Annotated in this window: 15 protein-coding genes; 6 read left to right on the top strand and 9 right to left on the bottom strand. The window is 59.4% G+C overall.

The features are described 5' to 3' along the window. A partial coding sequence (locus VGI36_01685) for a beta-propeller fold lactonase family protein (GenBank protein ID HEY2483826.1) occupies positions 1–896 on the top strand: 896 nt, incomplete at its 5' end. 276 nt (positions 897–1172) lie between these two features. After that, a complete protein-coding gene (locus VGI36_01680) occupies positions 1173–1634 on the top strand; it encodes an Ig-like domain-containing protein (GenBank protein HEY2483825.1) in 462 nt (153 codons plus the stop codon). A 446-nt stretch (positions 1635–2080) separates the two neighbouring features. Here VGI36_01680 and VGI36_01675 read toward each other — a convergent pair whose 3' ends face one another. From VGI36_01675 to VGI36_01665, 3 genes are all read right to left on the bottom strand, one after another. Next, the gene (locus tag VGI36_01675; GenBank protein HEY2483824.1) at positions 2081–2494 is read right to left on the bottom strand and encodes a type II toxin-antitoxin system VapC family toxin; all 414 of its coding nucleotides are present in this window, start codon (positions 2492–2494) and stop codon (positions 2081–2083) included. Further along, on the bottom strand, positions 2491–2721 hold the full coding sequence (locus tag VGI36_01670) for an AbrB/MazE/SpoVT family DNA-binding domain-containing protein (GenBank protein ID HEY2483823.1): 231 nt from the start codon (positions 2719–2721) through the stop codon (positions 2491–2493). Before VGI36_01670 ends, VGI36_01675 begins: the two co-directional genes overlap by 4 nt. Positions 2722–3794: 1073 nt before the next feature. Then, positions 3795–3950, bottom strand: a complete 156-nt coding sequence (locus tag VGI36_01665) for a hypothetical protein (GenBank protein ID HEY2483822.1) — start codon at positions 3948–3950, stop codon at positions 3795–3797. Positions 3951–4847: 897 nt separating this feature from the next. Between VGI36_01665 and VGI36_01660 the strand changes: the two genes are divergently transcribed. Then, a complete protein-coding gene (locus VGI36_01660) occupies positions 4848–5264 on the top strand; it encodes a type II toxin-antitoxin system VapC family toxin (GenBank protein ID HEY2483821.1) in 417 nt (138 codons plus the stop codon). Positions 5265–5546: 282 nt separating this feature from the next. Here the strand turns inward: VGI36_01660 and VGI36_01655 are convergent, their stop codons facing one another. From VGI36_01655 to VGI36_01640, 4 genes are all read right to left on the bottom strand, one after another. Continuing rightward, positions 5547–5726, bottom strand: coding sequence for a hypothetical protein (locus tag VGI36_01655; GenBank protein ID HEY2483820.1), 180 nt, complete (start codon positions 5724–5726; stop codon positions 5547–5549). 1078 nt (positions 5727–6804) lie between these two features. Beyond that, positions 6805–7155, bottom strand: coding sequence for a CHY zinc finger protein (locus VGI36_01650; protein HEY2483819.1), 351 nt, complete (start codon positions 7153–7155; stop codon positions 6805–6807). Positions 7156–8339: 1184 nt separating this feature from the next. Then, entirely contained in the window at positions 8340–8525 is a 186-nt protein-coding gene (locus VGI36_01645; protein HEY2483818.1) for a helix-turn-helix domain-containing protein, read from the bottom strand. A 1130-nt stretch (positions 8526–9655) separates the two neighbouring features. Continuing rightward, positions 9656–10459 carry a class I SAM-dependent methyltransferase gene (locus VGI36_01640; protein HEY2483817.1) on the bottom strand — a complete coding sequence of 268 codons (804 nt, stop codon included), beginning with the start codon at positions 10457–10459 and terminating at the stop codon, positions 9656–9658. Between the two features lie 987 nt (positions 10460–11446). Here VGI36_01640 and VGI36_01635 point away from each other — a divergent pair. Further along, complete coding sequence (locus VGI36_01635; GenBank protein ID HEY2483816.1) at positions 11447–11770, top strand: hypothetical protein; 324 nt, start codon at positions 11447–11449, stop codon at positions 11768–11770. 463 nt (positions 11771–12233) lie between these two features. Here VGI36_01635 and VGI36_01630 read toward each other — a convergent pair whose 3' ends face one another. After that, on the bottom strand, positions 12234–12443 hold the full coding sequence (locus VGI36_01630) for a helix-turn-helix domain-containing protein (GenBank protein HEY2483815.1): 210 nt from the start codon (positions 12441–12443) through the stop codon (positions 12234–12236). 638 nt (positions 12444–13081) lie between these two features. Here VGI36_01630 and VGI36_01625 point away from each other — a divergent pair. Together VGI36_01625 and VGI36_01620 are read left to right on the top strand one after the other, a co-directional pair. Continuing rightward, the gene (locus VGI36_01625) at positions 13082–14665 is read left to right on the top strand and encodes a sigma 54-interacting transcriptional regulator (GenBank protein HEY2483814.1); all 1584 of its coding nucleotides are present in this window, start codon (positions 13082–13084) and stop codon (positions 14663–14665) included. Positions 14666–15093: 428 nt separating this feature from the next. Beyond that, entirely contained in the window at positions 15094–15540 is a 447-nt protein-coding gene (locus tag VGI36_01620) for a hypothetical protein (protein ID HEY2483813.1), read from the top strand. A gap of 234 nt (positions 15541–15774) precedes the next feature. Here VGI36_01620 and VGI36_01615 read toward each other — a convergent pair. Next, on the bottom strand, positions 15775–16297 hold a 523-nt coding region (locus VGI36_01615; protein HEY2483812.1), incomplete at its 5' end, for a DUF4336 domain-containing protein.

The raw sequence follows: 16297 nt of genomic DNA, 5'->3' as shown, positions 1-16297 counted from the left end.
CCGCAGATCCAAGCGGAAAGTTCCTCTATACGGCCAACTTCGGTGATGGCTCCGTTACCTCCTACGGCATCACTCAGAGTGGGTCCGGCATCGGCTCGCTCACTTCAACCGGCAACGTCCCTTCAGGCAGTGGGGCTATCGACATCGCGGTGTTACCCAGCGGAAACTTCGCCTATGTGACGAACTTCACGAGCCAACAAATTATAACGTTTAGCATCAACCCCACCACCGGGGCGCTCACCAAGGTGGGCACAACGACCCCGATACCGTTTATAGGAGCGCCTCAAGGGGTGGCGGCGCACCCGAACGGCAATTTCATTTACGTTACCGGCTCAGTAACCAACAACGTCGCGGGTGAAGGGCTTAATCCGACGTCGGGGGTGCCTAACGGGTTTGTTCCCGGTTCGCCCATTACTGCGGGTTCCGACCCTGAATCGGTCGCCTTGGATCCCTTGGGTAATCAACTTTTCACCGTGAATGCACTTTCCAACAATGTCTCAACCTTTACGGTCGACCCTGGCACTGGTGCGCTTAGCTTTGTCGAGAACGTTCCCACCGCGCCGGCATTGGCCTTTCCGATAAATATTGCGGTCGATCCGAGGAGCACATATGCCTACGTTGTCGGCAGTAACTTATCCACAGGTTCGATCGAAAGTTTCGCTATCGAAGGAGGTACGCTTGTGCCGTCAGTTACCTCGGTCGCGGCCGGAGGTGACCCACGCTCAGTTGTCGTTGATCCCAGCGGCAAATTCGTATACGTGGCGGCCCAACCTCTAGGCTCGACACCGGGCGGAGTTTTGGCTTACTCGATTACGGCGCCGGGCGTTCTCACACCGATAGCCTTTTCCTCGCCCCCCTTGCACGCTACCTCGATAACGGTGATCGCGGTGCCTTGAACTTGAAAGAGGAGGTAGAACCGGGCCTTTAATCACTCGCCCCACCCCAACGCCGAAACTCTCTGCGGCACGCTTAGGAAACGCCTTAGCGTTTCCTAAGCGAAATCCGTAGCACCCCCGCGTTGCGCCGCCGTCCTGCAGTTTGACCAGCCGATTTGATTTCCTTTTGGTCACAAGCAGGTCCGGTCGTATAAGCGGCAAACTCCAAAGACGATTGTCAGCAATCTGGCCGGCACCAAGGGGTTGGCCGGTGGAAGCGGCGTCGGCGCCACCACCGTGAGCGCCACGCTCGACGGGATAACAGGGGTCAGCGCATTCACCGTCACTAAAACCACCCTGACCTCGATAACGGTAGCGCCCATCAACCCGCTGCTGGCTAAAGGCACCACGGTGCAGATGGCCGCCCAGGGTGGCGTCGGAAGCGCATCGATTGCTGCGACGCTCGACGGCGTCCAAGGCTCGACCACGGTCGTCGCCACCGCGAAAATAATTGACATCGAGATTACCCCGCCGAAGCCCTCTATCGCCAAGGGCACCAGTTTACAGTTAACCGCAACGGCTACCTTATCGGATGGGACTACCGAGGACCTCATAGGTTTGGTGAGTTGGAGTGTCAGCCCCACAAACCTTGCGACGGTGAACGCGACCGGTCTGCTTATCGGGGTGGAGGTAGGATCGGGACAAATCATCACGAGATTTAAGCAAGGGGGGTCGACTTTTTTACATTTAACAACCTGAAGGTCACCGCTGCAGTCGCAACTGAGATCAAGACCACCCCGAGGCCCGGGCCCTCGATCGCCAAGGGTACTAGTCTATAGTTGACCGCAATGCTCATCCTCCCGGATGGGACTACAGAGGATCTAATGCGAGCATGGGCGCCGATCCGGCGAATTAAACTCTACCGCACTGGTTGGACCTCCTGTCGCCTCTTATAGCTCGCTCCACCCTCCCACGAGAGTGTGAAGCTTCGTGGTGCGAGGCCTCGGCCGCGTGGGGTAAACGACTCCTCCGGCAGATGCGGCGCTTTCTGTTTGGCGCGAGTTCGGCCGCGTTGACCAGCATCGAGGAAAGAAGCCCGGAAGTATAGAAGTGTCCGGGTGCCCCTTCAAATGCCTGAACCGTACCCCTACCTGTTAACCGAAGAGTCTGTACCTTCGAGTTCTACGGCAGGAGCGCAAATCTTCTCAACCAACTGCACTCGGGTCGTGGAGGTCAAGCGACGGAAACAGTTTGTGATAGAACCCTCGATCCCGCGAAAGCAGGACCGTTGCCTGCTTTTGGGCGTGAGCGCCGATCAAAAAATCCGCAAGAATCCGGGTTCTTTTTCCACCCTGCTGCCGATAGGTCCGCCATGCGCGGCTCGCGTGGAAGTGGGCTTCCCGCGTTAGCGCCTGCACACGGATTTCGTTGGCTTCGAGGAAGGCATCGCACTCGCGTTGGATCTCGAAATGAATACAAAGTTCGGCGTAAACGATGTCACTGATCACAAGAGAACCCTCTCCCGCCGCTTCCTGAAGCGCGTTGGTTGATGCCTCGTAGAAATCCTCGTTCGGCACCAGGACGTCGAGCAGGATGTTAGTATCGATCGCTGTAATCATCGTCCGCGCACGTCGTCAATAAACTTGTCCACGGAGGTGTAACCCAGCTTCGCAAACGTGTCGCCGCAGCGGCCCTTCCATCTGGAGAGGTTCAGCTTCTTGGGTGCTTTCTTTAAAACGATGGAGCCGCCGATCACATGAAACTCGACCTCCGTATCCGGGCCCAGGCCGAATTCTTCGCGAATTTCTTTCGGGATCGTCACTTGACCGCGCTCGCCGATCTTCATACTTTGGAGTATGGATTAAATTCATACCAAGTCAAGAGGCCGCTCTAGCCGAACACGAGGCTTGGATGGCTGGATCGACACGCGAGCTTGAGAGGTCCAAATAAGGGTCGAATACCCGGCTCCCCTATGTGGACCCTTAGAATAAGAGCCACTAATAGTACAAGGTCGAAAGACTTGGCGAGGTGGCAAATGGCAGACGAACGGCACTCCGAGGAAGTACGGTGCTGGATACGGCAAGGCGTCGCGCGGAACAGGTGCAGAACGTCCTGAAGCGGAAAGAGGACGGCAGCTGACGCGGGACGGCTGGCTGGGGTGGACCAATTTAGAGTAACGAAGTGAAGTGAACCCCTCGATCGCCAAGGGTACCAGGCTACAGTTGACCGCAATGCTCATCCTCCCGGATGGGACTACAGAAGACCTAAGAAAATTGGCCTTTTTAAAGTTTAAGGCACCGCAACCACCGCGGCGTTACCCCGCAACACTGGTAGCGATTTTCGCTATCGAAGGAGGTACGCTTTTAGGCCCTCAGGTACCCCGGTCGCTGCCGAGGCTTCAGACCAGGATCGACCCAAAAGTGACCATCGTATCGAATTTCCAGATGACCTCCGGACATCACAAGGCTTTGCTGCGCCGTGTGGAGGTCGCCGGGCCGCGTTAACCGGCCACGCTGGGTCTGGATCGGATACCAGCAGTCATAACAATACGCTCTCGACCCCGTATGCCCCGGTTACTCTGCGAATACGTCGCGCAGGCGAGTGAGCGTGGCTAGTAGGGTTCGGCGTTCAACCGCTCCGAGGTGCTGCACAAGCCGCTGCTTGTCTAGGGCACGCATCTGATCGAGCAGGATCAAACCTTTCTTTCCGGCGAAGCTCACTGGAATGCGAAAAGGTGCAGGTCGATTACCGGTTGTCATCGGCGCTACTATGACGGTCCGCAGATAATCGTGCATTTCTGGCGGTGAAACTACGATGCACGGGACGAGCCTTGCGGATTTCGCTGCCGAGCGTTGGGTCAAGTGCTGCGAGCCACACGTCGCCGCGGGTAACGGTTACAAAAGCCGGCCCTTGCAGGCTTTACCATTCCAGGTCCGCATCGTCAGCGTTCCCGAACTCAGGCCACACTAGGGCATCGTCGGCAGCGTCTGCAATGCGCCTCGCCGCATCGGCCCAGCCGGTGCGCGGATGCCGTCTAGCCGGCGCCAGCACGATTCGATCGTCATCAAGCGACAAGTTCGAGGTCATCTCCCGTCTGAATACCGATCTGGGCAAGGATCGGCTTGGGGATGATTACTCCGGAGGAATTGCCCATCTTTCGAATCACCGCCTTCATTACCAATCCCTTGCCTTTGTAATAACAATATTATTGCAAGCAGGACACGAGATTTCGATGCGTCGGGACCGGATGGGCGTTCCGGGTCGCGTACCAGCCTGCCGCCGATAGGTCCGCCATCCGCAGCTCGCGCAGAAATGGGCATCCCGCGTTAACGCCTGCACACGGATTCGTTGGCTTCGAGGAAGGCATCGCACTCGCGTTGGATCTCGAATGAATGCAAAGTTCGGCGTAAACCACGTCACTGATCACAAGAGAGCCCTCCCCGCCGCCTCCTGAAGCGCGCGTTGGTAGATGCCTCGTAGAAATCGTCGTTTGGCACAAGGACGTCGAGCAGGATCCTAGTATCGATCGCCGTGATCATCGTCCGCGCAGGTCGTCAATAAAGCCATCCGCCGTTGGCGGTGGGTGGAGTCGCCCGCCATTTAAAAAGCCCAAAAAGAAGGGCGCACGATCATTTTCATCGTGTCTTGGAAAGATGGGTGGGCGTCGGCATCCTTGTCTTCACCCGGCTTCTTGTTAATCAATGATTGCAATGATATCAGTGATTGCATGTCGAGCATCACCATTCGGAATCTGGAATCGAACGTGAAGGACCGGCTTCGCTTGCGTGCCGCTCGGCATGGACGATCGATGGAGGAGGAGGCGCGCGATATTCTACGCGCCGCGCTTGCGGAGAAAACCCGTCGACCGGCGAATCTGCTCGAAGCGATTCGCCGACGAATAGACTCCTTGGGAGGAGTGGAACTAGATATCCCCGCACGCACTCCTCTCCGCGAACCGCCACGCTTTGAAGAGTGATCATACTCGACACCAACGTCCTCTCAGAAACGCTGCGTCCCGCACCAGCAGATTCCGTAACTCGCTGGATGAAGGCGCAACCTTCGACCAGCCTGTTCACGACAACAATCTGCGAAGCTGAGATTTTCTACGGCCTAGCGTTAATGCCGAGGGGTCGCCGACGCGCCCGGTTGGAGGAGGCGGTGGCGGCGATATTCGAGGAAGATTTCGCCGAGCGAATTCTGCCGTTCGACAGTACGGCGGCGCGAGCATTCGCTCCGATCGCCGCGAGACGGCGCGGACTGGGACGCCCGATTAGCGAGTCCGATGCTCAGATTGCCGCCATTGCTCATTCGCGCGGGGCTACGCTCGCAACGCGCAATGTCGAGGACCTCGCCGACTGCGGGATAAAGGTGATCAGCCCGTGGGAGTAGGAGACACGCGCGACGGAGCGATTCTCTGCGCCGGGGATTTCTGACTATTCCACGGGTGCCCGTACCAATCCGGGCACTCGCCCTGCTCGGGTGATTCTTACTTAAGCTTATCTTCGTGGCCGCAATTCGACCGTCGCTCCTTTGGTGTCGAATAGGGCAAGCTAAGCAGAATCTATCTGGCCCAGATGTCTGACAGTTGAAGTCGGGACGAGCGAGACGCCTGCGCCTGCCGGAGCCGCGTTGCACGCGCCATTCGCGGCGCGGTCCATAGCGGCGACACGGTTACGGGTAGATGGGATGGGCCGATGCGACGAGCCTGTGCATCGCGGCTCCGCCCATCCGGGCCAGCAGGAACGGATACCTGATTCCAAAATAATCGCAAATCGGCGCACGCAACATCGAAGGATTCTCCTGCGTGAGCCACGTCAAATCGATGGTCCCGCTTTGATTCCTATACTTCACGTCTAGTCGCGCAAGTAAGCATGTAACCGCGCCCTCTCTTCGCTGGCGCAGAACCTAGTCTCGTGGAACTCAGCTAGGCGAAATCAATCATCAGACGCGAGATTCTAATGAGCACTATTCTACTTCGGGGGAGATATAGGAATTCAGTCAACGTGCTCAGTTCGGTTGAACCATGAAGCCCATATCGAAGCCGCCTTCGCGAGGCGCTTGTCTAAGCACACAAACGGCCGACCACGAGGCCGCTCACTGCACCATACAAGCGCGGCCGCGAGCTGCCAGGCATCGCCAGCGCGTACACCGTAATCGTCGGGCAGCGACTACACGATCGCGCGAACCGCCTGAGTCGACAGGATCTCATCCCACGATCGGCGCAGCTGGTCCGGCAGTGTGATGGCGGTAGCGCGTTGCGCCGAATTCAGTTTGCGATCACGTACAAGTCGAGCGAAGGCGATACGGGCTTCGAAGGTCGTCCCCCAACAGGCGACGATGGTCCCGGCCGGGCGAAAAGCCGCCGCCCCTCACGCTCGCTGATCGAGCGCAGTAGTGAGGCACGATGGCACTGCTGTCCCAGAACGGCATCAATCCCCGTCCCTATCGCGGGCGACAGCGTTGGCGGCAGCCTTTCGCTCAACGCAGGCGCGACGTACACTCCAGAATGAGGCCGGTAAGGTACGTTCCGCTTTCCGCATCAGCCCTGCAGCGACGAGTCTCAAATCCTCAACCTGGCCGGCATTCGCAAGTGGAATGATCTTGGCGAACGGTAGTTGACGATCGCGCACCACGATCTCCTCACCGGCGCACACCTCTTTGAGATATCGAAGTAAGATGGTTCCGCAAGTCCGCAATTACTGCTTCGCATGACCTTCGCCAACATAGCTGTTGTGGCCATATTCATGCTCGCGGGTAAATAAACGCGTTAGACGCGGATCACCTCCGGCGAGACGACCATCCTCAGGACAACGTCAGGGACCGGCACTGGATACGGAGGTGGCGGTCAACTCAGGTTGATTTCTAGGCGCGTTTTTTCCGCTTGGCTCCCGTCACAATCGTCGCTCAAAAAAAGACCGGCCTCAGCGCTCTAGCGAGCCAGCGCGGGTATCTCAAAGTACAAGTTGTAATGCAGCTCGCAGCGCGGATTGAAGCTCGCGCCACACGCCGGACAAACCGCCTGGCAATTCAGGTACTGACCGATGCTCAGCTCAGCCCCGCACGCGCCGCACAGCACTGCTTTCTCTTCGAATTCAGCCTTAGGCCAAATCCGAGCGGAATGGCCTGCTTCCAGTTCATGACAGTAGAAGCAGCAATAATATGTGCGGCAGCAGTTGAATTTCACCGCGATGATGTCGAGTTCGCTGCGGTAATGCGCGCAGCCCGTGCGCCCATCTATCTCGAGCCCTCGCACCGGTATTCCTCCAATCGTGAGCTGCACGTCACGCTACCTCTACACGATCTCAGCAACGTTTGGAGGACACAGCAACTTTTAACGAATCTCAGGAGTTTACCGACGTCAGCGTTACGCCGTGAGTTCTAGCGGTCAAGTCGTTTGGACTTCAGATCCCCCCGCCGAAGGTCGCCGGATTCGGCGCCCGCGCCGACTCGTCTCTCGTTGGCTAAGAAAATCCACGTAAACCGCGGCGCCGGGGATTTCTGACCATTCTAAGTGTGCCCGTGCCTCTCTAGGCACTCGCACTGCTCGGGCGATTCTTACTAAAACTTGTCTTCCTGGCGGTAACACCGCCTTTCCTTAGGTGTCGAGAATAAATGAAGCTAACCAGAAGCTATCGGGCCAGATGTTGGACAGTTGAATTCGGGACCAGCGAAGCGCCTTCCGGTCTGCCCCCCGGAGCCGCGTTGCACACGCCCTGGACCATGGATGCAGATGCTGCGTGCGTCATAACGTGGGCGCGCGAACGATTCGGCATCTACTCCGCCCCAGAGGTTGTAATCGAGCCTGTGGGCGGCGCCTCGCCTTACTGCACTCAGGATTCTCCTGAGCCCGAACGCTAGGCGGAAGATCGATTCGTGACTGTGCGTACCTCGCGCACCCGCCTCGCAATCATCAGCGAGCGATGAAGTGCGCACGACGCGCAGAATGCGGTCGTCACTTGCCCCCAATCCTTAGCGACACGTGAAGTCTTCTAACTGATTGGTCGGCGGTCACAAGTGCAAGTCGTGCGCGCTGCAGTGCGCCTGCTCGTCGCCATTGCCCATCACCGACAGGGAACAGACTGCGGCCACGTCCCAATCATGGACCGCCGGGGCCGCGATGTTCAGGTCGGGAAAGACGAACGAGCATCGAACCCGCGTTTCTTTGAAATGGTCTCACGATTTAGCGTCGCGCCACAGAAGGAAACACGCTGAACGAGTACATAGCGCCGCACCGAGACGAGTCTTCAACTGAGTCTGTGTCGCGGACGGGGTTCGGAGCAAGGGATCGGGTCATGCAGATCCTGGCTCAGCGTGTTTCTCTGAGACGGATCTGGCGCCTTGGAGGAAGCGGTCGTGGTGGCGAGCCTGATTCCTCTCGCACTCGCTCAAGCCTGGGCGCCACTCTACTCTGGGGTGGACGCTTCGCCCTTCTTTAAGGCTTGCGCACCTTCCGTGCGATCGATGTTAGCCTTCCCTGCGGGTGGTTTCGTTCACCTGACTCGAGATCCACTGGTCGACGGCGGTGCGCTCAAATCGCTGGCCACCACCGACAAAGAACACTGGCAACTGCCGGCGTTTTACCATTCGGTAGATCGTGTTCGGCCCGACCCTGAGGTAAGCCGCCAGTTCCTTGACTGTCATGATTTCCATTTTACTTTTTGCTTCCTAACTGAATTCTCGGCAGGAGAAACAAGGCAGCAGACCTATCGACCTTCGAGGCTACGTCCAACCCCTCCTGACCGCTTTCTCTTAACTCGAAACAGCCCCGCTCGCCAAGGGCCTATACATGCCCAACGCTTTCCGAGGTTTGAATTAGCAGATTAACCAACTCGGTTAGTGCGTCTTGAACCGGATGGGTCCCTCCGACCTGATCCATCGCGACAAGCGGTTCTTCGAGGGGGCTCGACTATGTAGCACCACTGCCGCCCGACATCATGCGGACAGCACGCAACGCCGACGGCTGGAGCAATACACACAACCAGTGTCACTTCGCTTGCTTCCGGCCGGCAGGATTCCAGAGCGGGCACCCTCGAATCACCCCGACTTCAATGAGCCGAATACGTGGAATCAGTCTTCGGGTGCGCGGTTGCGGGATTTTAACCACGCCTCAATTCTCTCGCGGCTGAAGCGCCAGTCACTCCCAATCCTGAACGCCGGAAGTTCTCCGCGCCCTGCCAACCTGCAAATGGTCGAGCGATTAACTCTCAGAAAGTTCGCTACCTCTCCAGTGGTCAGCAGATCGGACGTTGGTAGCGCGGTTCCTGCGCGCGGATCGCGGGAGGGGACAGCGCGTTGCTCGCGTGATGCTTCTTTGCCGTCCCCCGTTTCGTCCTCTCGTTTCTCGCGTGATCTCAAAGTCGCAGATTTACGGAGTGGCCTAAGGTTTCCAAAAAAACTCCTGTTTGGAACTGGGTGCCGATTCGCCTCGGCCGTCGATACGTGGTGTCACTCCTCCTCCAAATTTGAAGGCTAGCAATTCGCGCTACGCCTACGAGGGTAATTTTTGACCTTGAGATCTCCGTGACCGGTTAATTCTGCCGCGGCCCTCCATGTCGCAATACGTTCTTGAGTCTCTCTTCGTGCCTTGGATGGCGCGCGGGGGGTGCGTTTGGCCAAACTTCTCACAGAGAGCGGCAATTCGACACCGGGCCGAGCGTGGTGTGCGTTAGCGCGAGTGGGCCAGCGTGCACGCAAAACTCAACTGCTAAACCCGCTCGAGGTCTTGCGCCAACGAAACCATCATCTACCGGAAACTGTGACCTCGCGAAGCAAGTCTCGATTCATGCCGGTTTGCGTGCTGCAACCAGCACTCGTCGGCTGTGCTGCAGGTAGTCGACTCCGTCAAGCAACCCCAGCCAGGCGCGGGCTTCACGTAAATTCGACTCGGCGGTCTTTTCCTCCAGCCCGCTCATCAGTTCCCCTTGGCGCGCCAGCATTCTCTCGTAGAATGTGCGGCGCAGAGAGTCCGCATGGGGCCACAGTTTGTGGCGTTCAATTTCGAAACCCGCGTCCCGAAGTAGCGGCCGATGGTCGTTAACCGGAGCAGGATAGCCGGGCGGAGACAGGTCACGTTCCCAGTCGGTGAAGACAAACCTGGCGCCAGGTTTCAGGACTCGGGCGGTCTCGGCAAAGCCAGCCGGCTTATCAGGTATTGCCCATATCACATCGATGCTGATCGCGCCGTCGACGCTTAAGCTGTCGAGACCGGTCGCCTGAAAGCTCCCGCTCTGGTACGAGCAGCCGGTCACGTTGCGCGACCGGGCACGCGCTCGTGCCTGTTCCAGCGCGACGGCAGAAAAATCGACGCCTACGAGAGCCGCACCCGTGGCCGCCGCAATCCATTGGCCGGGTCCGCCGCGACCACATCCGAGATCGGCGATTCTCTCGCCTTGGCCAACGTGCAACGCCTCCACCATCTCGCGAAGTTCGCTGCGCGTTATGTAACCGTCGGTCGCTGCGTCTGCCGGATACTCCTCACCGAAAGCTTCCAGATAAATGCGGCGACGAAATTCGGCGACCTTGGCCTCGGTATAGAAGGCATCCCAGGTACGCGTTCGTGACAGAAATGCCGATTCTTCCGGCATAGACCTCCTCCGTTGCGACCGAGCCCAGCTGACCCGTCACGCACTTGAAGTTCCCCTAAGATCGTACGGTCTTGCCTCAGCGTCAAACCTGTCGGGTTTCGGATCGCAGCCGTTGGATGCGGCGGGCCTTCACTCTTGAACTCCAAGTCGTGGTTGAAGCCTGGAATCGATGGATGTCGCTGCGGATTGCGCGGTTCGTTGCTCGGCCACACTCAAAAAAATAAAACGCACGGGCTCGGCGCCTTCGGCGCGCAAAGGGGGGCAAAACGCTACCTCGGGCATTCCGAGCCCGCGCGAAAAAGAAGGGGCGCGAAGGGATCAAAATGCTTCGCGCCGAAGAAGATCGCAGGCCGGTTCTTTCGTTCCTCTCAAAGTCCCGGCTTTGTCCTCGCCATAACGGCTGCCGGTTCCCGAGAGGAACCCGTACTATGCCCAGTCGGGAACGGTTGGCGCGGATAAATTTACACCAGGTGTCATTTGGCGTGGATAAATTTAGCGCGGAGCTTGATTTGGTCAATTCGTGCAGCTCCAAGGAGCGGCCAATAACCATTCCTCGTCGCAAATCGCGCCTCGAAACCATCGGACAAACGAACCTCATTCGCCTCGCGAACCTTGACGGATTCCCTCGGTCCAGTTCGTTAGCAAGCCCGGGTCTTTGCTGCGCTTTCACGACCGGGCCCTCGGCGCCGCATCCGGCGCAGATAAAGAGGGAAACACGTGTTGGTCGCCGGTCGCTCACTTGTGTCAACGTCTGGTGTTCCGATTTCAACGTACAATTTCGATCGAGCTTAGTCTTGGTCATCAATGATCAAGGCACACGGCACCACTCGATGATCTTCGAGCGAGCCCTGGTTGCGAGGGGGCGACCCGGTGCAGGGCGCACCGGCTGAGTTGGTTCGTTCGCTAATCTACACCCAGGACGGCGTTTGGCGCCTCGTGAGTCTTTTTCTCGTCTCGGCGCTCCGTCATATGTGAGAGGAAGTTGATGTGGATTGGGTTGCAGTGCGGCAGCGGACCGCGATGTTCGTTGCGGCGACCAAACCCACCGCAGACGCGAAGCAAGGAGGGCATAAATTGCAAGACGAGAGCATGGTGGAAGAACTGATCGAGAATCTCTACACGCTCGCCAAGCGCGGGGAGGTGCCCCAGTTTTTCCTCCGTTCCATACTGCGCTTCCGCCGTTCGGAAATGGAGCGGCGAATGGACCAGCCAAATCAGAGAATGGAGTCGGCCCCGGGCGGAATGACCAGCAGCCGCGAAGCAACCAGACTTCGCGGACAGTCAAGACGCGCGCAGCGAGTACTCCGCTAAGGGGTCGAGCTTCCCCCAAGCGAGTGGCCTCGGAAATCAGCGCTCGCGGGGGGAAGTAATCTGAAGCGAACCGTCGAAGCGCGCGCCGTCGAGGAACCGTCGCGAACTTTACGCCGATCCAGCAACCAGCAGCAGGACGGATGCGAAGCTCGCCGAAATTGCCCGCTCAAAATTGGGCGGACTCGGCAGTTCGTCGGTCGCCTCTGCTTCAGGAATGGTTGAGAACCTTCGGCGCGGATGAGAAATGCGCGGTGCAGGGCGCCCCGCCCGCGAACCAGGCGGCGTCACCGTTTGAGATATTTGCTTTCAGCCGATCCGGTGCTCGCCTCGCTCCGGTTCTGTCCTACCACTGGATGGCGATTTTGTCCACTCCTGGTTAAGCTCACCGCCAAAAATACGCCGCGTTATCGCTTAACGCACTAATCTGGGCTGAGGCTCGGGGAAGCGGTCAGCTCAAGCAGGCTTAGGGTTCCGAAGAGGCGCCGTTGCTGAGACCCAAGACCGTTTGGCGCGAGATTCGCCAGTGGCCGCGCGCTCCCATGGTCCTGATTCCGGCTAACTTCCCAGCCCCCAGTAATCCGTAAACCGTCATGGTGTGAACGCGCAGAAAATCGGCGACTTCTTGGACGGTCATGTAGGGACTCTCTGGAATTGTCGAATGACCTTTCTGCATGTGCCGGTTCACCTCTCCTCGAAGGGCTGGTGGATTAAATCTTAGTGAACGACCGTTCAATACTCTTTTGGGCGGGCAGCTTCCACGTCGAAAGACTGCGATTATCCACAAGTGCGAGTCCAACGCAGCCTAACTCGGTTATGTTACGAAATCATTTTGTGATTCAGTGATAAGCGGGTGTGGCAGGCAGTTTGGGGGGCGCGGATGACCGGGCGGAGGTTTGCGGCCACAGCCCGAGGATTTTTCCCTGCACCGCCCCACCAGCGGGCTGGCACATGGCGTGCTCTACCAGCCACTGTCCGTTACTCAAGGAGGGAACACACCCAGACCGTGGAAAACCGCATCAGCTCGAAGCCACACCTCCCCACTAATCCGGTCAGTCTCGGGGAGCTTTGTCAGGCCATGTTCATCGAGGGGGCGCGGGTGCTGGGGTTCGCCGGCGAGGCCCCCATGCCCAGAGAAGTCCAGGAGCAGGTCTTTTTGGCCGCCACCCTGGTCGCCGACGGGCTGGGGCTGTTGCTCCAGGACGAGGACGACGACGAGCGGGAGTTAGCCGGGTAGGAGGGGCAGCCAGTCGCACTTACGCGACTGGCCCCCGGCAAACCCTTTTCGATATCATCGCGCAACACCGATTCCTGATGGCGACGCCGACCACGAGCGCACCGTACCGGCTGATTTACGAGCTGGGCAACCTGTTTGCCAGCGAGCTGGAGCTGGAGGCGCTGCTCCAGCTGGTGACGCAGAAGTGTCGCGAGGTGCTGGATGCGGAAGGCGCCTCGATCTTACAGCTGGATGCCGAGGGCAAGGAACTGTACTTCCCCTACCTGGCCGACCTGGACCCGGAGGTGGCACGCCGGCTGGCGGGGCTCAAGTTCCCCGCCACCCAGGGCATCGCCGGCGAGGCGCTGCGCAGCGGGCGGGGGCTCAAGGTCGACGACGTGAGCACCGAACCGCACCACTATTCGCTGATTGACCGGCACACGGGGCTGCGCACCCGCTCGCTGTTGGCCGCCCCGCTGTTGGTGGGCGAGCAGCGCCTGGGCGCGGTCGAGGTGGTCAATGCGCGCGGGCGGGCGAGCTTCAGTAATGACGACCTGGTGCTGTTGGAGTTACTGGCGCACAGCATCGCGCTGGCGCTGCAGCACGCGACCCGGGTCGATCGGCTGCAGGCGAGCGAACAGAATCTGCGCACCGAGCTGGGCGCGCTGCGCCGCGACCTGGCCAAGCAGGAGCTGCTCACCGACATCGTGGGGGCGAGCGCGGAGATGGCCGAGGTGCTCAGGCTAATCACCTCGATAAGCGCCACCCCCATCGCGGTCCTGCTGGAGGGCGAAACCGGCACCGGCAAGGAGTTGCTGGCGCGCGCCCTGCACCGGCTCAGCGATCGCTCCGACCGCCCGTTTCTGGCCATCAACTGCGCGGCACTGTCCGAGCACCTGCTGGAGAGCGAACTGTTCGGGCATCGCCGCGGCGCGTTCACCGGCGCCATCGGCGACCGGCCGGGGCTGTTTCGGGCGGCTTCGGGCGGAGTGATCTTCCTGGACGAAATCGGCGAGATGCCGCTGCCCATGCAGCCCAAACTGCTGCGCGTCCTGCAGGACGGCGAGATCATTCCGGTCGGCAGCGCGCGCCCCGAACGGGTCGACGTGCGGGTCATCTCGGCCAGCAACCGCGACCTGCGCGCCGCGGTGGCGGCGGGTAGCTTTCGCGAGGACCTCTACTACCGGTTGGCCGCCTTCCCCATCGCCCTGCCCCCGCTGCGCGCGCGCCAGGGCGACATCGCGCTGTTGGCCGCGCGCTTTCTGGGCAGCGCCGCCGAGCACCAGCACAAGCCGGTCGGCACGCTGGACTCCGCGACCCTGACCCTGCTCGAACGCTATCCGTGGCCCGGCAATGTCCGCGAGCTGCAAAACGAAATCGAACGCGCGGTGGCCCTCACTCCCCCCGGCGCGGACCTCCTCCCCGAGCGCTTCTCGGCCAAGCTCCACGGCACCACCGTAACGGTGGCCCCGCCACCCGCCCCGGCGGCTTCGCCCCAGGCCGCCGCCGCCACGCCGGCCCAACCCAACGGCGGCCTGCGCTCGGCGCGCGCCGACTTCGAGGCGCGCTACATCGGCCAGGTCTTCGCCCAACACCAGCGCAACGTCTCCCAGTCCGCTCGCGCGCTGGGCATCTCCCGCATCTCCCTGCAGCGCAAACTCAAGGACTACCAAATCCGTTGACCAACTCGCCGCGCGAGTCACCCGTGTGCTCGGTCCAACCCGTGGGCGACGACCGGGTGGACTATCCCTTCGAAGATCATAGCGTCGGCTCTGCGAGCCAGGTCTCGAATCTCGTCTATTCTAAAAATGTAATTTGGACGAGAGTGTGCTTCGCGCAAGTAATTGTGGACATTTTGCCGGTTAGCGTGACCATTGCCCAGCAGCGCCGCCGTAAATCAGTCACTTCAGGTGATAGTTCCGCAAAGATCGAGGTGCTACGATGACCCGCTCTCAAAGGCTCGGGTTCAAAAAACTTGACGGTCACGCGGAATGCGCTCCTACGATCAGCGCAACGTCGATATCAGATGGTGGAATGCGACGCCAATAGCACGAGCTCGAAGTGTTCTGTTGTTGGAAGTCTGTCAGATCGGGTTGCGCGAGGAGTGCGGGTGGCCGCGGTAGCTCTGGCAATCACGCTCACAAGTTGCGCGGAGAATCCTCCGCCGCTACCCCCGCCGCCGCCACCGCAGTTTCATGTTCTCCCTGTGAATGAGCAGCTCGAAGGCCTGTGGTCGGCGAGCTACCCGGGCGGACCGTTGCAAGTGAATATTCAAGACGATCCCCAGCTCGGAGATCACAACTATGTCGCGCGACTGGTGGACGGGAGCTACGGCACGATTCACCCGGGTGCGATAACCTTCACCGGCTCACCGGACCCTTCCATTCCCACTCTAGTAGGCGGCGATCAGAAGTGCTCGCTCCCGGGACGCATGGGGCTTCTGCATGCGCCCATGTCTATCACGGTGCAGGACGCCGACCACTTCACCGAGAATTTGGTGCACAAAGGCACCTGTCCCGGCTTTCCGATCAAGTTCACGCGTGTCGCCAACCCCTGAACGACCCGGGCGCGGCTGACAGGGGGGTGTGCATCGCGGTGGACCTTGTTGACCTGCTCCCCGACGCGACGAACGGGCGACGTTGACTTCGATCTGATCGCTGCTCTCAAGCGCTATGCAGAAAGCGTGAGGCACTCAACCTTGAGCCCACCGAGCTCAGTGGAAACACAAGGCGTAGCAGGCAGCAACAATAGGTGTACCTGGTATCTGAGCCCTGCGCATTCCGGCTACCATCTATAGGAAGGACCAGGCATCGCGGACAATCTCTTTTGCCCCGCGTTCCACAATTTCGCCGTGAGCAAGCAACAGACGCTCGAATTCCCAGGATAGAATTTGGTCGATCGTTTCGCGCGCTCCCGCACGACGCATCTTGAGCAAGAGCCGGAAGGACCTTGGAACTGCCACATGTCCGAGGCCACCGTCCAGCCACATCAAAAATCGGGTGTACCTTGACTTGGAATTCTGGATGTTGATCAACAGGTCGGTGAAAACGATGGTGCGCGAGCTGCGGTGAAAAAAGACGACTTCGTTCAGGGGAGGGAACGCTTGGAAAATCGTCTGATCGATTTCGCTGGCCCATTCGGTTGGCGCTGCCTGGCGAAGGATCGCGTCGAACCTGAGATCCCTTCGTTTCGAATCGAGGCCAGGAGCGCCGAATACCTTCGCCTGCGGATAGATCCGCGCATACTCGGGGACGAAAAGATGATGGTAACGATTAGGAGCGACCACGAATCGCACAGGACCGAGTCCGTCCAGC

The sequence above is a fragment of the Candidatus Binataceae bacterium genome (genome assembly GCA_036495685.1).
In the GTDB taxonomy this organism is placed as follows: Bacteria; Desulfobacterota; Binatia; order Binatales; family Binataceae; genus JAFAHS01.
This window is presented reverse-complemented; position numbering and strand designations above follow the sequence as displayed.